The organism is Paenibacillus intestini (assembly GCF_030803945.1).
In the GTDB taxonomy this organism is placed as follows: Bacteria; Bacillota; Bacilli; order Paenibacillales; family Paenibacillaceae; genus Paenibacillus; species Paenibacillus polysaccharolyticus.
Window position 1 is genome coordinate 517,525 of record NZ_JAURUN010000001.1, and the last position, 19,043, is coordinate 536,567.

The 19,043-nt window shown below is 41.9% G+C and carries 16 protein-coding genes; 1 reads left to right on the plus strand and 15 read right to left on the minus strand.

Features of this window, described 5'->3' with window-relative positions; genetic code table 11:
- Positions 1-26: 26 nt before the first annotated feature.
- The 10 genes from J2T16_RS02290 to J2T16_RS02335 all read right to left on the minus strand — a co-directional run bounded on the left by J2T16_RS02290 (position 27) and on the right by J2T16_RS02335 (position 11,528).
- Complete coding sequence (locus J2T16_RS02290; RefSeq protein ID WP_445645165.1) at positions 27-902, minus strand: DegV family protein; 876 nt, start codon at positions 900-902, stop codon at positions 27-29.
- Between the two features lie 25 nt (positions 903-927).
- Positions 928-1,134: a hypothetical protein gene (locus J2T16_RS02295; RefSeq protein WP_336120076.1), complete on the minus strand. Its 207-nt coding sequence runs from the start codon at positions 1,132-1,134 to the stop codon at positions 928-930.
- Positions 1,135-1,515: 381 nt separating this feature from the next.
- Positions 1,516-2,271: a phosphotransferase family protein gene (locus J2T16_RS02300; RefSeq protein WP_336120075.1), complete on the minus strand. Its 756-nt coding sequence runs from the start codon at positions 2,269-2,271 to the stop codon at positions 1,516-1,518.
- 80 nt (positions 2,272-2,351) lie between these two features.
- Positions 2,352-2,624: an MFS transporter gene (locus tag J2T16_RS02305; protein ID WP_336120074.1), complete on the minus strand. Its 273-nt coding sequence runs from the start codon at positions 2,622-2,624 to the stop codon at positions 2,352-2,354.
- On the minus strand, positions 2,621-5,026 hold the full coding sequence (locus J2T16_RS02310) for an alpha-L-rhamnosidase-related protein (RefSeq protein ID WP_445645166.1): 2,406 nt from the start codon (positions 5,024-5,026) through the stop codon (positions 2,621-2,623). Before J2T16_RS02310 ends, J2T16_RS02305 begins: the two co-directional genes overlap by 4 nt.
- A gap of 26 nt (positions 5,027-5,052) precedes the next feature.
- Entirely contained in the window at positions 5,053-5,874 is an 822-nt protein-coding gene (locus J2T16_RS02315; RefSeq protein ID WP_336120072.1) for a carbohydrate ABC transporter permease, read from the minus strand.
- A 2-nt stretch (positions 5,875-5,876) separates the two neighbouring features.
- Positions 5,877-6,797: a carbohydrate ABC transporter permease gene (locus J2T16_RS02320; RefSeq protein ID WP_336120071.1), complete on the minus strand. Its 921-nt coding sequence runs from the start codon at positions 6,795-6,797 to the stop codon at positions 5,877-5,879.
- Between the two features lie 66 nt (positions 6,798-6,863).
- On the minus strand, positions 6,864-8,153 hold the full coding sequence (locus J2T16_RS02325) for an ABC transporter substrate-binding protein (RefSeq protein ID WP_336120070.1): 1,290 nt from the start codon (positions 8,151-8,153) through the stop codon (positions 6,864-6,866).
- Positions 8,154-8,347: 194 nt separating this feature from the next.
- Entirely contained in the window at positions 8,348-9,940 is a 1,593-nt protein-coding gene (locus J2T16_RS02330; protein ID WP_499017699.1) for a response regulator transcription factor, read from the minus strand.
- Entirely contained in the window at positions 9,933-11,528 is a 1,596-nt protein-coding gene (locus tag J2T16_RS02335) for a sensor histidine kinase (RefSeq protein WP_445645167.1), read from the minus strand. The genes J2T16_RS02330 and J2T16_RS02335 overlap by 8 nt, the downstream gene beginning before the upstream one ends.
- 652 nt (positions 11,529-12,180) lie before the next feature.
- Here J2T16_RS02335 and J2T16_RS02340 point away from each other — a divergent pair.
- The gene (locus tag J2T16_RS02340) at positions 12,181-13,410 is read left to right on the plus strand and encodes a cytochrome P450 (RefSeq protein ID WP_445645168.1); all 1,230 of its coding nucleotides are present in this window, start codon (positions 12,181-12,183) and stop codon (positions 13,408-13,410) included.
- Between the two features lie 167 nt (positions 13,411-13,577).
- On the opposite strand, the gene J2T16_RS02345 is transcribed toward J2T16_RS02340, so the two are convergent.
- The 5 genes from J2T16_RS02345 to J2T16_RS02365 all read right to left on the minus strand — a co-directional run bounded on the left by J2T16_RS02345 (position 13,578) and on the right by J2T16_RS02365 (position 18,984).
- Entirely contained in the window at positions 13,578-14,348 is a 771-nt protein-coding gene (locus J2T16_RS02345; protein ID WP_445645169.1) for an SDR family NAD(P)-dependent oxidoreductase, read from the minus strand.
- 132 nt (positions 14,349-14,480) lie between these two features.
- A complete protein-coding gene (locus tag J2T16_RS02350) occupies positions 14,481-15,713 on the minus strand; it encodes a cytochrome P450 family protein (RefSeq protein ID WP_445645170.1) in 1,233 nt (410 codons plus the stop codon).
- Between the two features lie 200 nt (positions 15,714-15,913).
- On the minus strand, positions 15,914-16,999 hold the full coding sequence (locus J2T16_RS02355) for a Gfo/Idh/MocA family protein (protein ID WP_445645171.1): 1,086 nt from the start codon (positions 16,997-16,999) through the stop codon (positions 15,914-15,916).
- A 40-nt stretch (positions 17,000-17,039) separates the two neighbouring features.
- Complete coding sequence (locus J2T16_RS02360; protein WP_145331231.1) at positions 17,040-18,131, minus strand: Gfo/Idh/MocA family protein; 1,092 nt, start codon at positions 18,129-18,131, stop codon at positions 17,040-17,042.
- The gene (locus J2T16_RS02365) at positions 18,124-18,984 is read right to left on the minus strand and encodes a sugar phosphate isomerase/epimerase family protein (protein ID WP_445645172.1); all 861 of its coding nucleotides are present in this window, start codon (positions 18,982-18,984) and stop codon (positions 18,124-18,126) included. Before J2T16_RS02365 ends, J2T16_RS02360 begins: the two co-directional genes overlap by 8 nt.
- Positions 18,985-19,043: the final 59 nt, after the last annotated feature.

The following is a 19,043-nucleotide window of genomic DNA, read 5'->3' on the forward strand; positions in this document are numbered from 1 at the left end:
GAATTAACCTTCATCCTTTGTAATATTCATCTTTGAGTGTAAACAAGGGGCTCCGATTTAAGTATGAAACTGATGGCTATACTATGAGGACCACTGTGTGAGCATATAGCACATCTTCCCTCTATGATATGAACTTTTTTAATCGAAGTCTCATCCAGAATAATATTTCTTATCCATTCAGCGGTTTCCTTCTCTAATGTCTGAGCAATAATAATATGATCATGATCAATGCGATGAATTTGGCTTAGTATGCTTGACAAGAGTTTTTTTATTATCCGGTGTTTGTTTCCTCTATACTTCACTCCTGATAGCACTCTTCCGTGACTAACATATAAAACCGGACGTATTTTAAGCATATTTCCCAGAAGATGTTTAAGATTGCTTAAATATCCCCCTTGATGGAGATAATCGAGATTATTAACAAGTACGTTCAATTGAATTTCATCTCTTATTGTTTCAAGCGATTCTGCTATAGCTATAGCGCTCTTACCTTCACTAGCTAATTGTGTGGCTAATAAAACCATCATGGCTGTCCCGGCAGAAACATTTAGAGAATCCACAACGGTTACTCTCCCCGGAGGAAACTCGCGCGAGGCTGTAACTGCATTTTGATATGTTGATGATAAATGAGAAGACATACTGATATACAGTACATCTTCTCCGTTCTCAATAACCGGGCGAAATGCTTTAAAAAAGTCAGCTGGTGGAGGCGTGGAAGTCTGCGGCAATTGTCCCTTCATCTCAACTTTGTTGTACATGTCATGGACGTTGATCTCTATGCGATCAAGATAGGAATACTCCTTAAAAACGATGTATAATGGAATGATTCCTATGTTATACTTATCAATCCATTCCTCCGGAACATCCGAGATGCTGTCTACAAAAATCCGCACTTTGGACACTGTCTTTCCTCCTTTAACCCAGTTTCTATCTGTTTAAGGTTGTAGAACCTAAAATCGAATCCTTTTCTTTTGTAGAAGTAACTTCTAATTTCGATGCGTTCTGAATGTAAGAAGTAAGTGGCTTATTTTCAGGTTTGATAGCAGCTGGAGATTCCAAGGTAATTTCTGTCGTCGAACATCCCAAAAGGGTTAGAAATACAGCTAAACTCAATGCGTTAATATACTCCTTCATATCATCATCTCCAAATAATTACTTATTTAATGACATTACAGACTATCTATACAAAGGATAAACCTAGAAGCTTATTTATATTGTACGTCTGGTAATCTTGCAAAACATCGTTCAAAGGGGCATACCTGTCTGCCCAATTGGGCAATGTTAATATACGATTATGAATGAGTTCTTAGTTATGCATTTAAGGTTAACTTTTCCAATTGAATTATCGGTTATCCTGATGAAGATAGAAGAAAAATACAAAAAAGGAGCTTGATTAAGCCCCTTTTTGACGGATAATTTATGAGGTCGATTCAGAAGATCTTCTCCATGGATTGCCAGAGAATTGAACCAGCCGAATGACTTACATTTCTTCAGAATTAAGCACTTTATTATCGTTTAGTCTTCCGGTATAGCTCTTCCAGAACCCCGGTTCCTTCCTAACATCCTTGAACAAAAGAAATGCCGGCGGAAAATCAGCATAATATTCCCCGGCCAAAGATCGAAGCTGATAAGACTAGGCGAAGTAACTGCTTCCAGCAAATGCTCCTGCTTACCAACTACCCTCTCAATGCGTTCATAAGGAAGTTTGACCTTCAGCCTCTCTCCGTCGGCAAGGATCAATTTTAGCATGTGACGATAGGCTTCTCTCCAGGAGGGGAATTGAAGTTCCGTTTGATCTGTGAAATATCCAAAGTAATTCCCTCTAATCTGGTGAAGCTGGGCAAAATAGTCGCCTAACTTACTTTTAATGTTCTCCTTCTGAGTCTGGCTGAGCTTTTTACGGAGACTGTGCATACTTTGGCCCTTTAGCGCACTCATAAAGAAGTAGTCGCTGGGGATTAAGCTTCTGCTGAAATCAGAGCAAATCACTCTTGGGGCCGGGATGGACGTTTCAGCGGATATTTTATGAAAGACTTCCACTTCAGTTTGCATGAGATGATGTTCATAAGAGAGCAGTTCGGTTTCAGGCGACGACGATACTTTTAGCACTAGCGGTTCCAGTACACCCGTTCTTTGGATCAGATATGCTGCATTAAACATGCCGCCTTTTAACTCATGAATGGAGCTCAAATTTCCTTCATCTCCGAAATTCACTTCAACCAGTTTAGCGATTTGTGTTTCAGATAATCTGAATTTTGTTTTACTCTTCATCGTCCCTCCACTTACCCGCTTTGCGGCATCTTTCAGACTTGAATAGCCTGTAAATCGTTGTCGAGCTGTTGAATCTCTTCCTAATGTTGATTACGGCGTTCTTCCAGTTCCTTAACGATCTGAGGATACTTCGCATCTATGTCATACTTGCGCAGGAAGATATACGTAAGTGCAAAGGTAACTGCAGGAAGATATACAGTAAGGGTAAGAATACTGGTTATTGCGGAATCTGGCTGTGTAGTTAATGTTCCATTATAATTACCCATGGCCAGAATCCAACCGATCATTGCTGCGGCGAGACCCGTACCGATTTTAATACCAAAGCTGTTTGCACCTTTCTCCGATGTCGTCATAAGCTCCCATTCATCTTAGATTCCGATGGATTCTGCCAATCCATTACGATGCTGAATTCGCCGTTCTCTTCTCCTCTTACCATTTGACCATTCGGCAAAACAATCATGCAAGAGATTTCCTCTGGCCAAGTGGCATGCATGCGAAATGTAGAATCGACAAGCTGCCATTGTACGGAAACCATGCCTTTAGAGGTCATTGCACACCCTTCAGCGTGTGAAAGGCGGCCGATTTGCGGACTTATTTTTATCTTCTCGCAGCCTGGGGCAGAAGGCTGAATCCCTAACGTTTCTGTTGTATATTCATAAATCGGAACGGAGCCCCAAGCGTGGGCATCGCTGCGTTTGCTCACAGTATCTTCCATCCATGTTGTTAGTCCTTCGCACGCCATTTGCCTCCATGGAGCCAGCAAATCATATACTTTATCGTACAAACCAACCAAAGAAAGCGCACGGAACTGGTAGATGGACATCGCAAATGAACAGGATACAAAGTCTGGGCATTCGATCGAGTGAAGGATTGCATGCCTGGCCTCTCTTCCTGTCAACGTTCCACTTAGAACAGCCCAAATTTGGGTATGTTGGCTGAAAAGCTCCAGTCCGGGGCCGTCGGTAAGGCAGCCAGGCCGGCTGATCGACATACAGTTTTCCTTTACAGCTAGCTGCATGCGTTCGGCTCGATCAAGATACTCCTTCGCAACGCTCCTTCTATCAGTAAAAGCAGCAAGCTCAGCAGCTCTTTGCAGTGCGTAAGTATACATTAGACAATAAACCGTCAGCGGACCTTGGCGGGCTGCGTCAGGAACGCCATATTCTTCTTTCCATTCGTCAGCCCAGTCCACAAAAGACCAATACCGAGGGTTCATCTTACCAATCAGACCGCTTGCTTCAATCTTCCGGTGGAAATAACCGAGTATGGCGTCTACACCCGGTAGGTACCGCTCGACAAGTTCCCGGTCTCCCGCAAACATCATGTGGTCATGCAGCATGTAAATCCAATATAATGAAAAGCCTGGTATGACTTGGGTTGATACACTAGGATATCGGGACTGTGTTAATCCCTCCGGGAGCAAGGAACTGTAGAAATCAAACAAAGTTCTGCGGGCAAGCCTGTCATCGCCAGATAGAATATACGTGAACTGGATTTGGGAGCGGGTATCCATCACATACTGCAGCTGCTCATAATACGGACAATCTTCGTATGTTTCATGCATGCATCGTTTAAGTGTCCTGATGCTAATATCCCATAAAGCAGTTTCCTGAGGATCTGAAGAACGATATTGGGCGACGACATCAAGCGGGTAACCCGTTTCTCTGTAAGAAAATGTACGAAGCGTTAATGGTGCTTCTCCCGTCCTGATTTCAATTCTGACATAGCGGAATGTGCGAAACCAGAAAGGTTCATATTTCTCTATAAATTCTCCGCTTTCCTGTTCCAGGCCACTAGGTCTATAAATATCCAAATCACCATATAAATCTCCATTTGTACTGTCCGTCCGATCCCCTTTGTCACGTATCCAAGGGACCGATATGGGCGGATTCTCATAACATTCGGCGCACAACAGCCTGATTTCACTTCCTTGTCCGCCGGACAAATCCATTTCCAGGTAACCTGTAGTCAGCTCCCCGGCGTCAAGATCTACCGTTATCATTGAATCAGGTGCGATCGTTAACGGGCGTTCGTACGTCAACAATTCCAACCAATCAGGTTTGCTTCCTTTTGCGGAGAGCTGGGAAATACCAACAAATTTGCGTTTAGTTTCATAGAGAAAAGGAATGGGACGTTTTCTTAACTCCCACGGTTTCAGTTCCCCATGAACGATATCGAATACATATCGGGAGGCCTTCTCCCACTTTTCCGAAACATAGCCTGCTTCTGTCCATCCAAAAGGACGCTTGAACCCGTCAACGGCTTCCGAAATTCCGAGAAATTGCGTATAGACGCCTTGGGATAAAGTAATCGCCTCATCCTTTATACATTCCCAGGATTCATCGGTATGTGCATCTGCAGTCTGAGTATTCTGTTCATCTCTGATAACTGCATGCACATACAGCCCGGGAAGCCGCGTACGCCATACAGACTGATTTCCCTCGCCGGCATAAGGATAACGCAGCACCTGAGCAGCAAAAACGTTTGTGCCTTCTTTCAGGTATTCTCCAACCTCAACTTCCTCATAATGCCATGTGAACCGATCCCCTTTGCAAGGTCCCCGGCTTACGGGTATACCATTGACATAAAGCAGGTAGCGGCTGTCAGCTGAAATGCGAAGCGCGCAGTTATGCCTGCCTTTTCGAAGTTCAAATATTTTTCTAAAATAGACAAATCTTCCTCCCTTGGCTTCATCTTCTTCCTTCCAATGAGGGTGCCATATCCAGCTTGCCTCTTCTTCCCAATCAGGACGCATAAGTGCCCTCCTTTTTTGCAGATCAATTACTCTTTTACACTTCCTGAAGTGACTCCTGAAATAATTCGTTCCGAAAAGATGAAAAATAATACCAGAACCGGAATGGTTGCAATGACGGAAGTTGCCAGTGCTTTATCCATATTAAGCAGAATATTGGATGTATACTTCATAACTGCCAGCGGTATGGTTTTGACTGCGTCGTCTTGAAGCATAATTAACGGCAGGAAAAATTGGTTCCATATATTAACGGACAATATAATGCACAGACTGACGATTACTGGTGAAGCAAGCGGAAACATAATGCGGTAAAAAATTCTCCATTCCCCGGCGCCGTCTATTCGTGCGGATTCGGCCAGAGCATCTGGCAAGCCGGCGAAGAAGTTCGTGAGCATCAGTACAGCCATTGATAAACCCGCTGATAACACCAGAATTACGCTCCACGGAGAATTAATCAGTCCAAGATTTTTGATAATCAAAAATACGGGAACTACACCGAGCTGGACAGGGAACATGAGACCAATCAAAAAGTACAGCATTACACCTTGCTTGAACTTAAAGGAGTAACGACCTAAGCCATAAGCAACCATGGAGGCTAAAGCTACAATGATGATGATGGTCATCATGAGGATAAATACGCTGTTCCAGATATTGACGCCGAAATGTTCGTTGCGGAAAACTTTGACATAGGATTCCAATGTAAAGGACTTGGGCCAGCCCAGTGTATTGGACAGTACATCCTGCTTGGTGCGAAATGAGTTCCATGTAAGATACCCAAGGATGAGTAAGGTGAAGGAAGAGTACATCCAGAGGATCAGCTTTGTTACATACAGCTTTTTGATATCAGCCATGATCATTTCTCCTCCTTATAAGTGAATCTTAGCTGAATCAAAGCAACCACAAAGATGATGGCAAACATGACGACGGCAATGGTAGTCCCCATACCTACGGAGTTTGTGCTTACCGTTCCTCCCATCGCGCCATTCGTTCCGAAAGTAATTCTGTAGAAAAACAGTGTCATCACATCCATCGAATTGTTAATACCGCCGCTTACCCCTCCCAGCAAATAGCTGAAATCAAATAAGGTCATGGCAGCGATATAACTGATCATAGCAATATTTACGATACTGGAACGGATCTGCGGTATAATGACCGAGAAGAACCGTCTCCAGTAGCCGGCTCCGTCCAGATAAGAAGCTTCCATCACTTCGTCGGACAGCATCTTCATGGCTGCCACGAAGTAGATCATACTGAAGCCCACACCGGCCCAAGCATTCATAATAAACAAGGTAAGGACCTCGTAGCCCGGAACCCCTAACCAATTTCGAGCATGTTCCCCTAACCCGATTAGCTGGAGAAACTCGTTGAAAATACCGATATTCTGGTCAAAAACTAGCGTAGCCAGAAATACGATAACGCTAGTGGTAATAAACTGCGGAGCAAAGATCATTGTTTGGAAAAAGCGGTACCCTTTTACACGTGTATAAATTACATAGGCAAAATAAAGCTGTATAGGAATCAGCAGCCCGACGTTAAGCACGACTAATATTGCATTGTTTTTAAGCGCATTTAAGAACTGCCGTTTTAATTCCGAATTAGTGAACAATTCAATATAATTATTAAAGCCTACAAACACCTTCTCACTAAAACCGTTTGACTGAAACAGACTAAGCTGGGCAGCTGAGAAAATGGGATAGATCACGAAAATAGAATACAGAATAAAACCGGGTAATATAAACCACAGATAAGGTCTCTTTCCAAGCCACTGCAACATCTAGATCGCCTCCAAATGATTTGGACGGTTAAGCAGCTCGGCTTAACCGTCCAAAAATCGTTCTGATTATTTTGTACGGAGCAGCGCTTCTTCCAGCATGTCTGCAGCTTGCTGACCATCAATATGAGAGGTTAACAGTTGCGGCATTACTTGCTGAAGAAAGATATCATTCAACTTGATCTCTTCTGTTGATATGTTCGTTAATACGGAATAAATATTATGACCCAGGGAATCAAACGCACTCAATTCTTTGACTCCCTCATCTCTAGGCGTGATATCCTGCAGGGCCGGCACCATACCTGTTTCATCCTCAAACAGCTGTTGGGCTTTTTGACTGGACAGAAACTTTACATATTCGACTGCTTCTTTCGGATGCTTGGTTCCAGCAGATACGGCAAAAGTGGTCGCATTACTGAAGCTTTGCGGAGCAATGCGTTCACCAGATACTGTCGGGATATAAAATCTGCCGAGGTTTATTCCAGCGCCTACGAAGGTTGGATCATTCCAGGTACCATCTGCCATCATTGCTGTCTTGCCGTTAGTAAATGCGAGCTGGGCACCGGCATTGTCTACAGAGGCCAAATCCTTGGTGAAATAACCTTTATCGGCGAACTCTCTGATCGTTTGGAATACCTTAATTATGCTTGGGTCTTTGAAAGAACCAGTCCCCTCATTAATCTTGGTTAATGCTTTCTCAGCGGTAGCAGGCATTAGCGCAAAGGCAAGCCAAGCCCGCTCGAATTCAGATTTACCGGGAACGCTGAAGGGGGTTATTCCCTTATCCTTTATTGCTGCGACCAACGATATAAATTCATCTAAGGTTGCCGGGGCCTGCAATCCTTCCTTTTCAAAAATGTCCTTGTTATAATAAATCAACTGAGAGTCCATAAAGGCCGGAGGCGAGGAATATAGTTTTCCGTCCACCTTCGCGTATTCCATGAGGTCTTCCCCGAAACGGCTGGTATCGAGCCCGTAATCATCCAGATTAAGCAATGCACCGCTCTGCACATACAGCTTCATTTTAGGCGTCTTGTTTCCTTGAACATAGAACACATCCGGCAGCGAGTTACTCTTAACAGCCGTATCGATCGCTGTCTCTGACCCTGAGAATTGAAAGTTTAATTTGATATTCGGATGTTCTTCTTCAAATGCTTGATTGATTGCGGTAAATCCCGCCTCAAACGATGATTGGTTAGACTGGTCTCCCCACACGGTTAGTTCCACTTGTTTTTCGGTTCCGGCTTTGCTGCCTTGATCAGGTGAAGAGCTGTTTGTGTTGTCGCCACATGCTGCCAGCAGCAAGATGGAGACACTTGTCACTGCAAGAAGTGCTTTTCTGAATAACCCCTTTTTCATTTTTTATTTCTCCCTTCGTGTCTAACGGTTTGTAAGCATGTAATAATCATAGTTCACAAAATAAAGCGTTTCCATGAACAAGTTTTTGTTTATGATTCCACATTATTGGATAGTTGCATTTGATGTAGGGCAAAAAACCGGAACAGTGATGTCCCGGTTGATCGTCATTCCAAATTATTAGATGAACATTCCATTTAATTAGATGAGAAGCCAGTCGAGTTTCTGAATTCAGAAACGGTCATACCGGTAACTTTTTTAAACACCTTCACGAAATAATTCGGGTTTGGATATCCCACACGGGAAGCTACCTCTTCAGCAGAAAGCGAGTATCGCTTCATGAGATCGATAGATTTACGGATACGAACCTGGGTCAGGTATTCAAGAAACGTCATCCCCATTTCCTGACTAAATCGATGACTGAAATAATGAATGTTTAAATTCACTAAGCTTGCGGCATCCTCAAGCCGAATGGTTTGGGCGAAATGTGCTTCTACATAACGAAAAACCGGCTCCAGCCATGTTTGCGTTTTCATCCTGGCGATAGCGGATAAGTCATTGAACCGTCTAATCGTCTGTAAAAAGCAGGACTTTAATTCATCCCATGTTCGCATGGAATCTACTGAATAAAAGGGGAGGGTCATAAAATCGGACTTCTCTGTATCAATCCGCATATTTATGTGCAATGGATCATTTTGATAAATTTTAAGCATCCACTGGACCAAACGGAACGCAGTATCGGGAGAATAACGTGTCTCTAGTTCGCTGCCCACGGCGTCAAGCCACTTCGCCAACTCTTCCTCTGAAGAATTCAATATGCTTATAAATTGCTGCTGCCATTGTTGAAACTTGATGTCCAGCTGCTCCTGAACAACATTTAGACTCGCATCAAAGCGGTACAAGCCTGGCCCGCTGAAAAAGGATCGGTCAATCATTTGCTCTGCTTGGTTTCTTATCACTTTACACTTCTGAAAGGTCAGATGCTCAGACATACCAACTGATACTGTAATGGCAAGATTCTGCTTCACTGTGTCCATCCATTCTTTTACCAGACCAGCCATCATCGTTGTTTCTTCCGGTCCAGTTTCTCGACTAAAGAGTAATCCGTGAAAAAAGCCTTGATCAAAGCCAAGAGGAATTGCATGTGTCGTTTTATTCATAAGATCTTGTAGGAGAAATCCCAAGGCAGTCTGGTCGTCATCGTTGCCTGAGTGATCCATTGACCAAATACGGATTGCAACCCAACAAACAAAAGCAGATTCTTTCAACAGGTCTGTAAGCAAAGGGTACTCTTTGTGATAGAAATCCACCGGAAAAGCAACGATACCCGGAAGTATTCTGGATTGTGTCATCAATCGCTGCCTTTCTTCATCCATGGCATTGGCCCGGCTCTGTCTAGCGCGAACCTTTGAGGAGAGTCTCTCTGATAATCGGGTCAGTGTTGAAATCAATTCATCTGGGTCGAACAGATGCTTGGGAATATAGTCTTGAACACCCAATTGGATTGATCTTCTCGTATATTCAAACTCTTCATAGCTGCTCAGGACTAAAATGATCATCTCTTTATCCGTCTCTCTAATCCGTCTTATCAATTCTAGACCATCCATTTCAGGCATTCTTATATCGGTCAGCAGCACTTCGGGGTAACCATCTGTAGAAAAGGCCTCCCATGCCTCCTTGCCGTTCCGATAAACACCTTGTATTTCATAGCCATTTTCATTCCAGTCAATGATGGTCTGAAATCCAACCCGAACCAGGGATTCATCATCTACAATCGCGATTTTAATCATTTTCGTTTGGCCATCCTTCTTTCAAGATAGGAAGCTTTAACTCCACAGTAGTGCCTGCTCCCCGTTCACTCGTAATGTTCATTCCGTAGGCAGGACCATAGAACATTTCAATCCTCTCTTTCACACTCAATAATCCGATGTGGCTTCCAGTTCCGCTGCTCATAACCTGCTTGATTTCATGTAAGCGCTCTTGACCGATTCCGCTGCCATTGTCCCATACCCGAATACTAAGCATCCCATTCTCTGCTTTTGCCTCCAGACGAATCTGTGCTGAATGATCAACAGACGACAAACCATGAACTATAGCATTTTCTAAGAGGGGTTGAATCAAAAATTTAAGCAGCCGATACGGTTTCGCCTCATCCTCCAGTTCGACCTGAAATATAAAGTTTTGATGACGTACTTGTTGAATCTTGACAAATTCACGCATGACGTTAATTTCGTTTTCAAGCGAAACAAGTTCATTGGTGTCTCTGATCGAGTATCTCAACAGATTGCTCAATGCATCTACGATCTCTTTTATATGATCCTGTTTTCGTATCATGGCCATCCACCGGATGGTATTTAACGTATTGTAGATGAAGTGAGGAGAAAGTTGATTTTGGAGCACTTTTAACTGCACCTGCCGTTTGCGTTCTTCACTGGCCTTCACTTCACCCAATAGATTGTAGATCTCATACATAACAGAAATAAAGGTTTCATTCAGCTGCGTAATTTCTCTGGCCCCTCTGAATTTGGTAAGGGAGTTAGGCTTCTCGCCGCGCAATCCTCTCCGCATATTGGCAAGAAGCCTCGTGATCGGCAAAGCAATGTCGGTACGAATCAGGTAGGAGGCAACCAAACCAAGGACCAGACTTCCCCCGGCCAGCCAAGCAGCAAAAACACTCATTCGGTATACGGTGGCATACACTGTATTTAGAGCATACTCAGCTGTAAGCGTCCATTCATTGTAATCAAGACTTTGTTCAAGACGTAAAACTTCAGAAAAGGTATCTTCCTGTATTCCGTATTCTTGAAGCAGCACTTTATCCGGACCTTTAAGGAAAAAAGCAGTATTGGAACCTGCCATAGCGGAGCTAAGAACGTCCCTGAATACATTAGAAGAAACAATAAGATAAAAATATCCTATAGGTCGGAAGTTCTCATCTTTAATGACTCGTCCTAATCTGAAAGCACTTACATCATCGTTTGTAGGAAAACCTGACCTTACAGAATCCCAATAAGGTGCCCCATTGGCTGTAACCGCATTTGCCTTTCCTTTCTCACTTAAAGGCTCTTGTTCATCTTGGCCGATGACAAAGGTACTGTTGTCAGTAACAAATACACATCCTTTAATACGGTTGCTGTCTAGTCCGCCAATGATCGGCAGCACGCTTCGCTCCAGTTGCTGCTGAATTTCAATTTTTTCAAATTCGTTATGGACCGGTTCAGACAGTATTGCTCCTATTTCATCTGAGGTTAAAATCTGCAGACTCACATTATTATAGGTCTGAATGGTTGCTTCCAGTTTGTCTACAGTCAGGCTCGTAATCGAATCGGAATATGACTCGGCATTGGTACGGATCGCAGCATTATAGTTCTGGGCCAAGAGGCTTAGTCCAACAATAGAGGGGAGAACAAATAAGGGCAAATAAAATAGGAGCAGCTTCTTAGTCAGATTCCAATTATTCCATCGACGAATTAACCATTTATATCCAGGTAGATAGGTAAGGGGCCTTCTCATGTAAGATTCTTCTATACCTCCTATGCTGCTTGACTGACCCAATTAGGGTCAATTTTTTCGACATCATTGTCTTCTTTATAGCGAATGGTTCCGGTTCCTTTAAAGCTCTCTCTTTGTCTATTGGATGAAATGCTTGAAGGGCCAGATACAATCAGCCAGACTTCAATTCTGCAGTATCCGTAAAAACGGGTACCTCACCAGTATCATATATTTATGGATAAAATCATTATGCCGGCTCTTTCTCATAATACCTCCTCCCAGCATTCACAACGTCTTGAAGGCTTTCATATTTATACTATGTTGGAGACAAAATGATTGAAATAACTCTTTCTTAAGGTTAGATAACGCAATTTGAAAGATTGTGAACATTGGATAACCTAATTATTACGTTTGAATATCGTTTAAAAGGATATTATTTGAATTTATATACATTTTTGTGATAAGGTTTAATTGCAAATGATAGTCAGAATATCACATCGAAGCTTGTCATATTAAAATCAGAGGTGGTGTTGGAAAGATGAACTCAGAACAGAGTAGTATCGTCATTCATGAGATATCCAAGTTACAAACTCCTGAACAATTATGGAATCCCTATGATTGGTACCACGATATGCTTGTCAATAATCCGATATATTATGATGAGAAGCAAAACGTCTGGAACGTATTTCGCTATGATGATGTGAACATGGTGCTTAGTGACTTCAAGTTATTTTCAAGTATACGGAAAAGAAGTGTGTCACCTATTCCACCAGTCATTACACGTGTAGATATCAATTCTACCGATCCTCCTATTCAACGTGATATACGTAAGCTGGTATCCAGTGCCTTTACCCCAAGAAGTCTAAAGGAGTGGGAACCAAGAATCAGGAACATCGCAAAAGAATTAATTAATAAAATGAAACAGATGAACAAGCCCGACATTGTCAGTGATCTTGCCGTTCCTCTTCCCGTCACGGTCATTTCTGATTTGTTAGGCACACCAAGACAAGATCTTCATCATATAAAGAACTGGTCCGATATTTTGTTTTTCCCTAATTCAGAGGTCAACGTTACGGATCAAGCCAAAAGAAAATACCGTGCGATGTCGGAATTCAACGAATATTTGCTTCCCATTGTTAAGGGAAAACGTCAAAATCCTGAGAAGGATATTATTTCTGATTTAACTCTTGCAGCGTATGAGGGGACACAACTTACAGATGAGGAAGTGGTAATCTTCAGCTTGGGTCTGCTTGCTGCCGGCAATGAAACAACAACCAATTTACTCGCTAATATGTTTTATACTTTCGTGTATGAACAAAAAGGAATTTATCAGGAGATTCTCTCCAATCGTAGCCTTATTTCCAATGCCATTGAAGAAACGTTGCGTTATCGCTTCCCCATCACACTAGATCGGGTAGTGACATTGGATAGCCATGTGTTGGGTGTCCCTATGAAAAAAGGTGATGTCATTGTTGTATGGCTTGGAGCCGCGAATAATGATGCACAGCAATTCCCGGAACCAAACAAGTTTGATATACACCGAGAGAATAGTAACAAGCATCTTAGCTTTGGGAAAGGCCCTCACTTTTGTCTAGGAGCCCCTCTAGCACGTCTTGAAGCTCAAATAGCATTAGAGTGTTTCGTAGAAACCTTTGCTGATATTGTTGAAACTGAAGCCTTTAATCCTGCGCTTCATTTACACAAAGGAACACAAAATCTACTTACTTTACCTGTAGAATTAAAAATTTTGGATAGAAGTATTATTTAATTTTCTTCCATAAAATAAGCGACCGTTCCTCTTTCGAACACTGAGGGAACGGTCGTTTTGGTATGATGATTTTATTTGAATTAATTAGGACGCGTCTTGAATTTTATGTTAGTAAGTTCTCAATTCACTTTTTAAATAAATTACCGTTCGTCAAATGGCTTCTGTTTCTATGCGTTAATAATTGAGCCCCCGTCGACAAAAAAGGTTTGACCCGTTATATGTCTGGCATCTTCACTTGCCAGAAAAGCAACGACCGGAGCGATATCTTCATAAGGGTCCCCATAACGACCGATTGCAGTGGGCTTGAAACCCAGCAGCTGCGGGTCACGCTGATCTTCGGGCAGCGCATCCAGATGTGCGCGAATTCCATCCGTGAGGGCTCCAGGATTTATGACATTCACATTGATGTTGTCCTTGCCCCATTCTCGGGCAACAACACGCGACAACGCTCGTATTCCTTCTTTAATGGCAGCATATGCGGCATACCCCTCAAGCCCGTCATAACCTGCTCCTGAGCCAAAATTAATGATCTTTCCTCCACCTTGTTTTAAATACGGGTGACTTTCCTTCATCATGAGCCAAGTGGATATAAGTCCTGTTTGGTAGCTCTCATCAAGTGTATCCAATTCATGTTCCAGAAAGGAATGAGGTGTCCGAATAGCAATTGCCAAATTGACTAGAATGTCGATGGTATTAAATTCCTTAATCGTATCTTCAACCAGTAATTTGACCTGCTTGGGCTCAGACAAATCAGCAGTCTTGGCAAGAACCGAAAACCCTGCACGTTCACAACGTGCAGCGGTTTCCTCTAATGACGAGCCATTGATATCAGTAAGCATTAATGATGCGCCCTCTTCAGCCAGACGTAGAGCGATGTAGCTGCCCAGTCCTCCTCCTGCACCCGTTACAATGGCAACCTTACCCATTAGTTTTCCCATAATTCAACCCCTCCACCTTAATTCATGGTCTAAAGTCATCGTTGCTTCCTCTGTCAACATATCCATGCTGTTTAGTTAGTTTTATCGCATGAAACCCACTGAATGGCTGATAATCAACCGCACGTTCAGAATTTAGTATGCGACCGGAAACGCTTTGAGTCCCCGAATGATCATACCTGGCCTCCACTCCAGCAGTTCCGGATCTGTATTTAACCGAATCTCCGGTAGCCGTTGAAGTAAAGCGTTGATCGCAATCTCGCCTTCGAGTCTCGCAAGTGGAGCGCCAAGACAATAATGAACCCCTTTCCCAAAAGCAATGTGGTCATTGACTTTGCGAGTAATGTCAAACGTATCGGGTTTTTCATATTGACTGGAATCACGATTCGCAGAGGATAATGCGACAAGCATCATGTCTCCTTGGTGAATTTGCATTCCCTGAAACTCCACATTTTCCGCTGCCCAGCGTACATTGCTTATTTCAACTGGCCCATTAAATCGCAGCACTTCCTCAACCGCCGCTTGAATCAGATCAGGATCATCCATAAGTAGTTGCTTTTGCTGTGGATGTTCCAGCAACGCCAGCATACCGTTCCCAATCAGGTTCACTGTTGTTTCATGCCCTGCAATTATGAGTACGAATACAAGTGCATATAACTCCTGCTCCGTTAGTTTGTCACCTTCTTCCTCTATGCTGATGAGATCGCTGATGAGGTCCTCTTGAATATGGTTACGCCGCTCCTTGATCAGTTCTTGTAAGTAATCGACAAAAGCCTTCATTACTTCATCGCTCTCCTGATTCATCTGTGGATTGCTGACACTCTCCATAATGGTGTTGGACCAAGCTCTGAATTTGTCTTGATCCTTCAGTGGAACGCCTAGCATTTCACAAATAACGATAATGGGCAGCGGGAAGGCATAGTCCTCAATCAAATCAAACTCCAGAGTGTTTCTTGCCTGAATCTTGTCTAGCAATTGATCGCTTATTTCCACAATTCGTCCTCGCTGCCTCTCAATCATACGGGGAGTAAATGCCTTCTGAATCAAGCGCCGCAGTCGACGATGATCTTCAGGACCAACACTGATCAGATTTCGTGAAATAATCGCCTGATGCGGAGGAAGTGTCTCCTCCTTTTCATTGTTATTATTATGAAGGATTCCGGTTACAAAGCGGCCATCCTGCAAAATGTTGACGGCATCCTCATATCGGGTAACCATCCAGGCAGCATGTCCACTAGGAAGTAAAAGTCGATGAACAGGCTCTTCGGCACGCAGCTTTTCGTAGACTGGGAAAGGTTGCTGAATGAAAGAATGATTCAAGAAATCAACTTCGGACTTGGAACGGCCTTGATTTTCATTGGTAAACATCGTAACGCCTCCCAAAATGATAGTTTAAGTATTAATTCAATATAAAGACTATCATAATTGGAGTTTGACTTTCAAATAAGTTCGTTCAATTCCAGTAATACGAAATTCAACGTTTTCTTAGGTCAATTAATGACTTTGGTTTGTCTTTATAATCTATTCACAATAGACATCGGTGTTTATTACATCAGGTACTATTGCTTCTACTTTTTGTTTTTGTAAGAGTCCATTAGCATATTAAAGATTATTAAATCATCACGGTAATTCTCCGGAGTTGTTTTTATGACCTGATCGTAAACAATTGCATCGTAAAGGGCTTCCAGCTCAATCGTGTAAGGGTCTTTATACGTATGTCGAATAACGGTTTCTTTGTACAAGTCCCCTTCTGTTTCTGACACGATTAATTTAACAGGTAGTCCTTGAATATACGGTGTGTCAAATTCTATTCTAACTATTTTATCCTTTCCGTACACTTCCAGATGAGCATCAAACTTACCTACGTTATTCATACCTGTCTCATAAACTACATTGAAAGAAGGATAGTTGAAAATGGCATTTATAAAGAAGCCTGCACTATTAAAAGCAAAACCGGATACGGATTCTGGCATTCCCAAAGCCTCACGCATAGCAGAAAGATCATGCGACCCTAAAGCGGTAAGGAAATAGTACAACATAATTGTAGTTTCATCAGCGCCCTCACCAAGAACTTCTCTAATCCACTTCTCTGATTTCTCAGCTCGTTCTTTATTTACTTCTTCGGGAAAATCGTTAAACTTTTTCGGGTATGCTCCAGATTGCCTTATGAAATAATCATTCGGTCCAATAATATCTCGTACTCTTGCGTACAAAATTCGGTCTAATCCCCCTATTTCTTTAACTGCAGCTTCAAATGCAGGAGCATATCTTCTCATATAACCGACCATGATATGAACATTATTTCTGCTTTTCGCCTCGATCACAGCTTCTGCTTCGGATAATGAAAGCACCATAGGCTTTTCAATGAGAACATGCTTACCTGCATTGGCAGCAGCTATAGCAGCATCTGCATGATATTCGTTACTGTTACAGACGAAAACAACATCAATATCTTCGTCATTAACGAGATCCTGCACATTTGTATAGAGATTTGAAACACCAAATTTTTCTCCGTTATATTTGAGTGAATTATACGAAACATCACATAAAGCAGTTACTTTGAATTTTTCGGGTAATTCTTTAAGGATAGGCAAGTGTACGACTTGTGCAAGTTCACCCGTACCAATAATTCCTACATTAAGAACTTTACTCATTAGAACTCATCCTCTCAGTATGAAAACGACAAATTTCAATTTAAAATTTAATCGTGTCATTTAATTCGGCTGAACGATAAATCGCTTCAAGTATCTGAGTAACGACTAGCGCTTGTCTTGGTTCAACTACAGGATTTTTGTCTTCAAGGATTGCATCAATCCATTGAGCAATTTCTCGATCAGCATCTGTTTCTTCTACGGGGGATATATACGATATACCGGCTGCATTCTGTAACTGGGTGCTAACGAGATTTCCATACATTTCTGTATTAAATATCAGTTCATTTGTACCTAAGGCTGTATTCCGGCGCATTTCGGCGCCTCCTTTTGTTCCAGACAACGTAGTCATTGCTTCTCTTTCATCTAGTGAATTCAGGGCCCAGGAACATTCTAGATAAATGGATGCACCATTCTTCATTTTGATAAAAGAGAACGCTGACTCCTCTACGTTAAAATGATCCGGATCCCACGGTCCAAAAGGATTGGCCTTATTCTCATATCTTAATTTGTTGTGCACTACGCCGGTTACACTTTCAACTTCGTAGTTATTCATCAACCATAGAGTCAGATCAAGTGCATGGGTGCCAATATCAATAAGCGCACCGCCTCCTTGCATGTCTTTATTTAGGAATACTCCCCAAGTTGGAACACCTCTACGTCGAATTGCGTGCGCTTTAGCTACATAAATTTCTCCCAGATCGCCATTAGTACACGCTTGTTTCAAAAGTATTGAATCTTTTCTGAAACGATTCTGGTATGCGATTGTCAATTTTTTACCTGTACGCTCAGCAGCTTTTACCATTTTCTCTGCTTCCTGACTATTCATGGCCATGGGCTTTTCACACATGACATGCTTCCCTGCCTCTAAAGCCTCGACAGTCATTGAACTGTGTAATGCATTCGGTGTACAGATATGAACGACATCAATTTCAGGATCTTGCAGCATATCTTTATAATTGGTATAAATTTTTGCATCATTTCCTACCAAATCAGCAGCTTTTTTTGCTTTTTCTTCATTTCTACTAGCAAAACCTTTGACATTTACCTTATCAGACAGTTTGAGTAATGCTGGTAGATGTTTTTCTATAGCAATTGCTCCGCAGCCAATAATACCTACATTTAATTTATGCATACTCAACACCCAATAAATCGGATAAGGCGTTAAAGCTTATCTCCACACTTTTTATTTCATCTATCGATATAACATCTTGCTCAACAATGATATATTTAGTGGCTGTGTGCTCTTTTACTAATTTGATAATCCCCTTAATGTCCAGCTTTCCTTGTCCTATTTCTACAAAATTATCAGAATTAAACAATGGAATGAAATCATGTATAGTTATCTCTTTTTCCTTGTCTAGTGTGTCGAGTATATTTATTGTGCTAACGGGATGAGGCAAATCTTTGATATGAATTAATTCACATCGAGTTCCAAGTTGTTTTAGCAACTGCTCGACATTCGCCCCTCCCCTAATAGCCCAATAGATATCTAATTCAAATTTCAAATAATCAGGATTTGTATTTTCTAATAGGATCTCAAATAACGTTTTCCCATCAAACTTTTGAAATTCTTGAAAATGATTATGATAATATAGCTGGATCCCGTGTGTCCAAAGTCTCTTTCCATATTCATTTAATCGTCTACTGAAAGCGATTGCATCATCAGCTCCTTGAAACATCCTCATAGGAATAATTGCTCTATTACACCCTAACTCTTTGTGATAGGCAATTATTTCATTGAGTTCTTGCTCATTTAATTCGGCTGGAATATGTGTTCCAAGTACTTGTATGCCTGCATCTTCAGTCATTTTTTTTAAATCACTGGCAGACAGAGAGCTGATATTAAAAGCGCTATCACTTTGAAAATCAACTGGGATTTCAATGTGCTTATACCCAATTGTTGATAAATTCTGCAAAGTTTTAATCCGATCTTCATTGAATTTATTTCGAACAGAAAACATTTGTAAACCAATTTGAATAGTCAATAAAGTGACCTCCTATTATAATCTTTCCCGATATTGTAGATTAATCATGAAACCCAAAC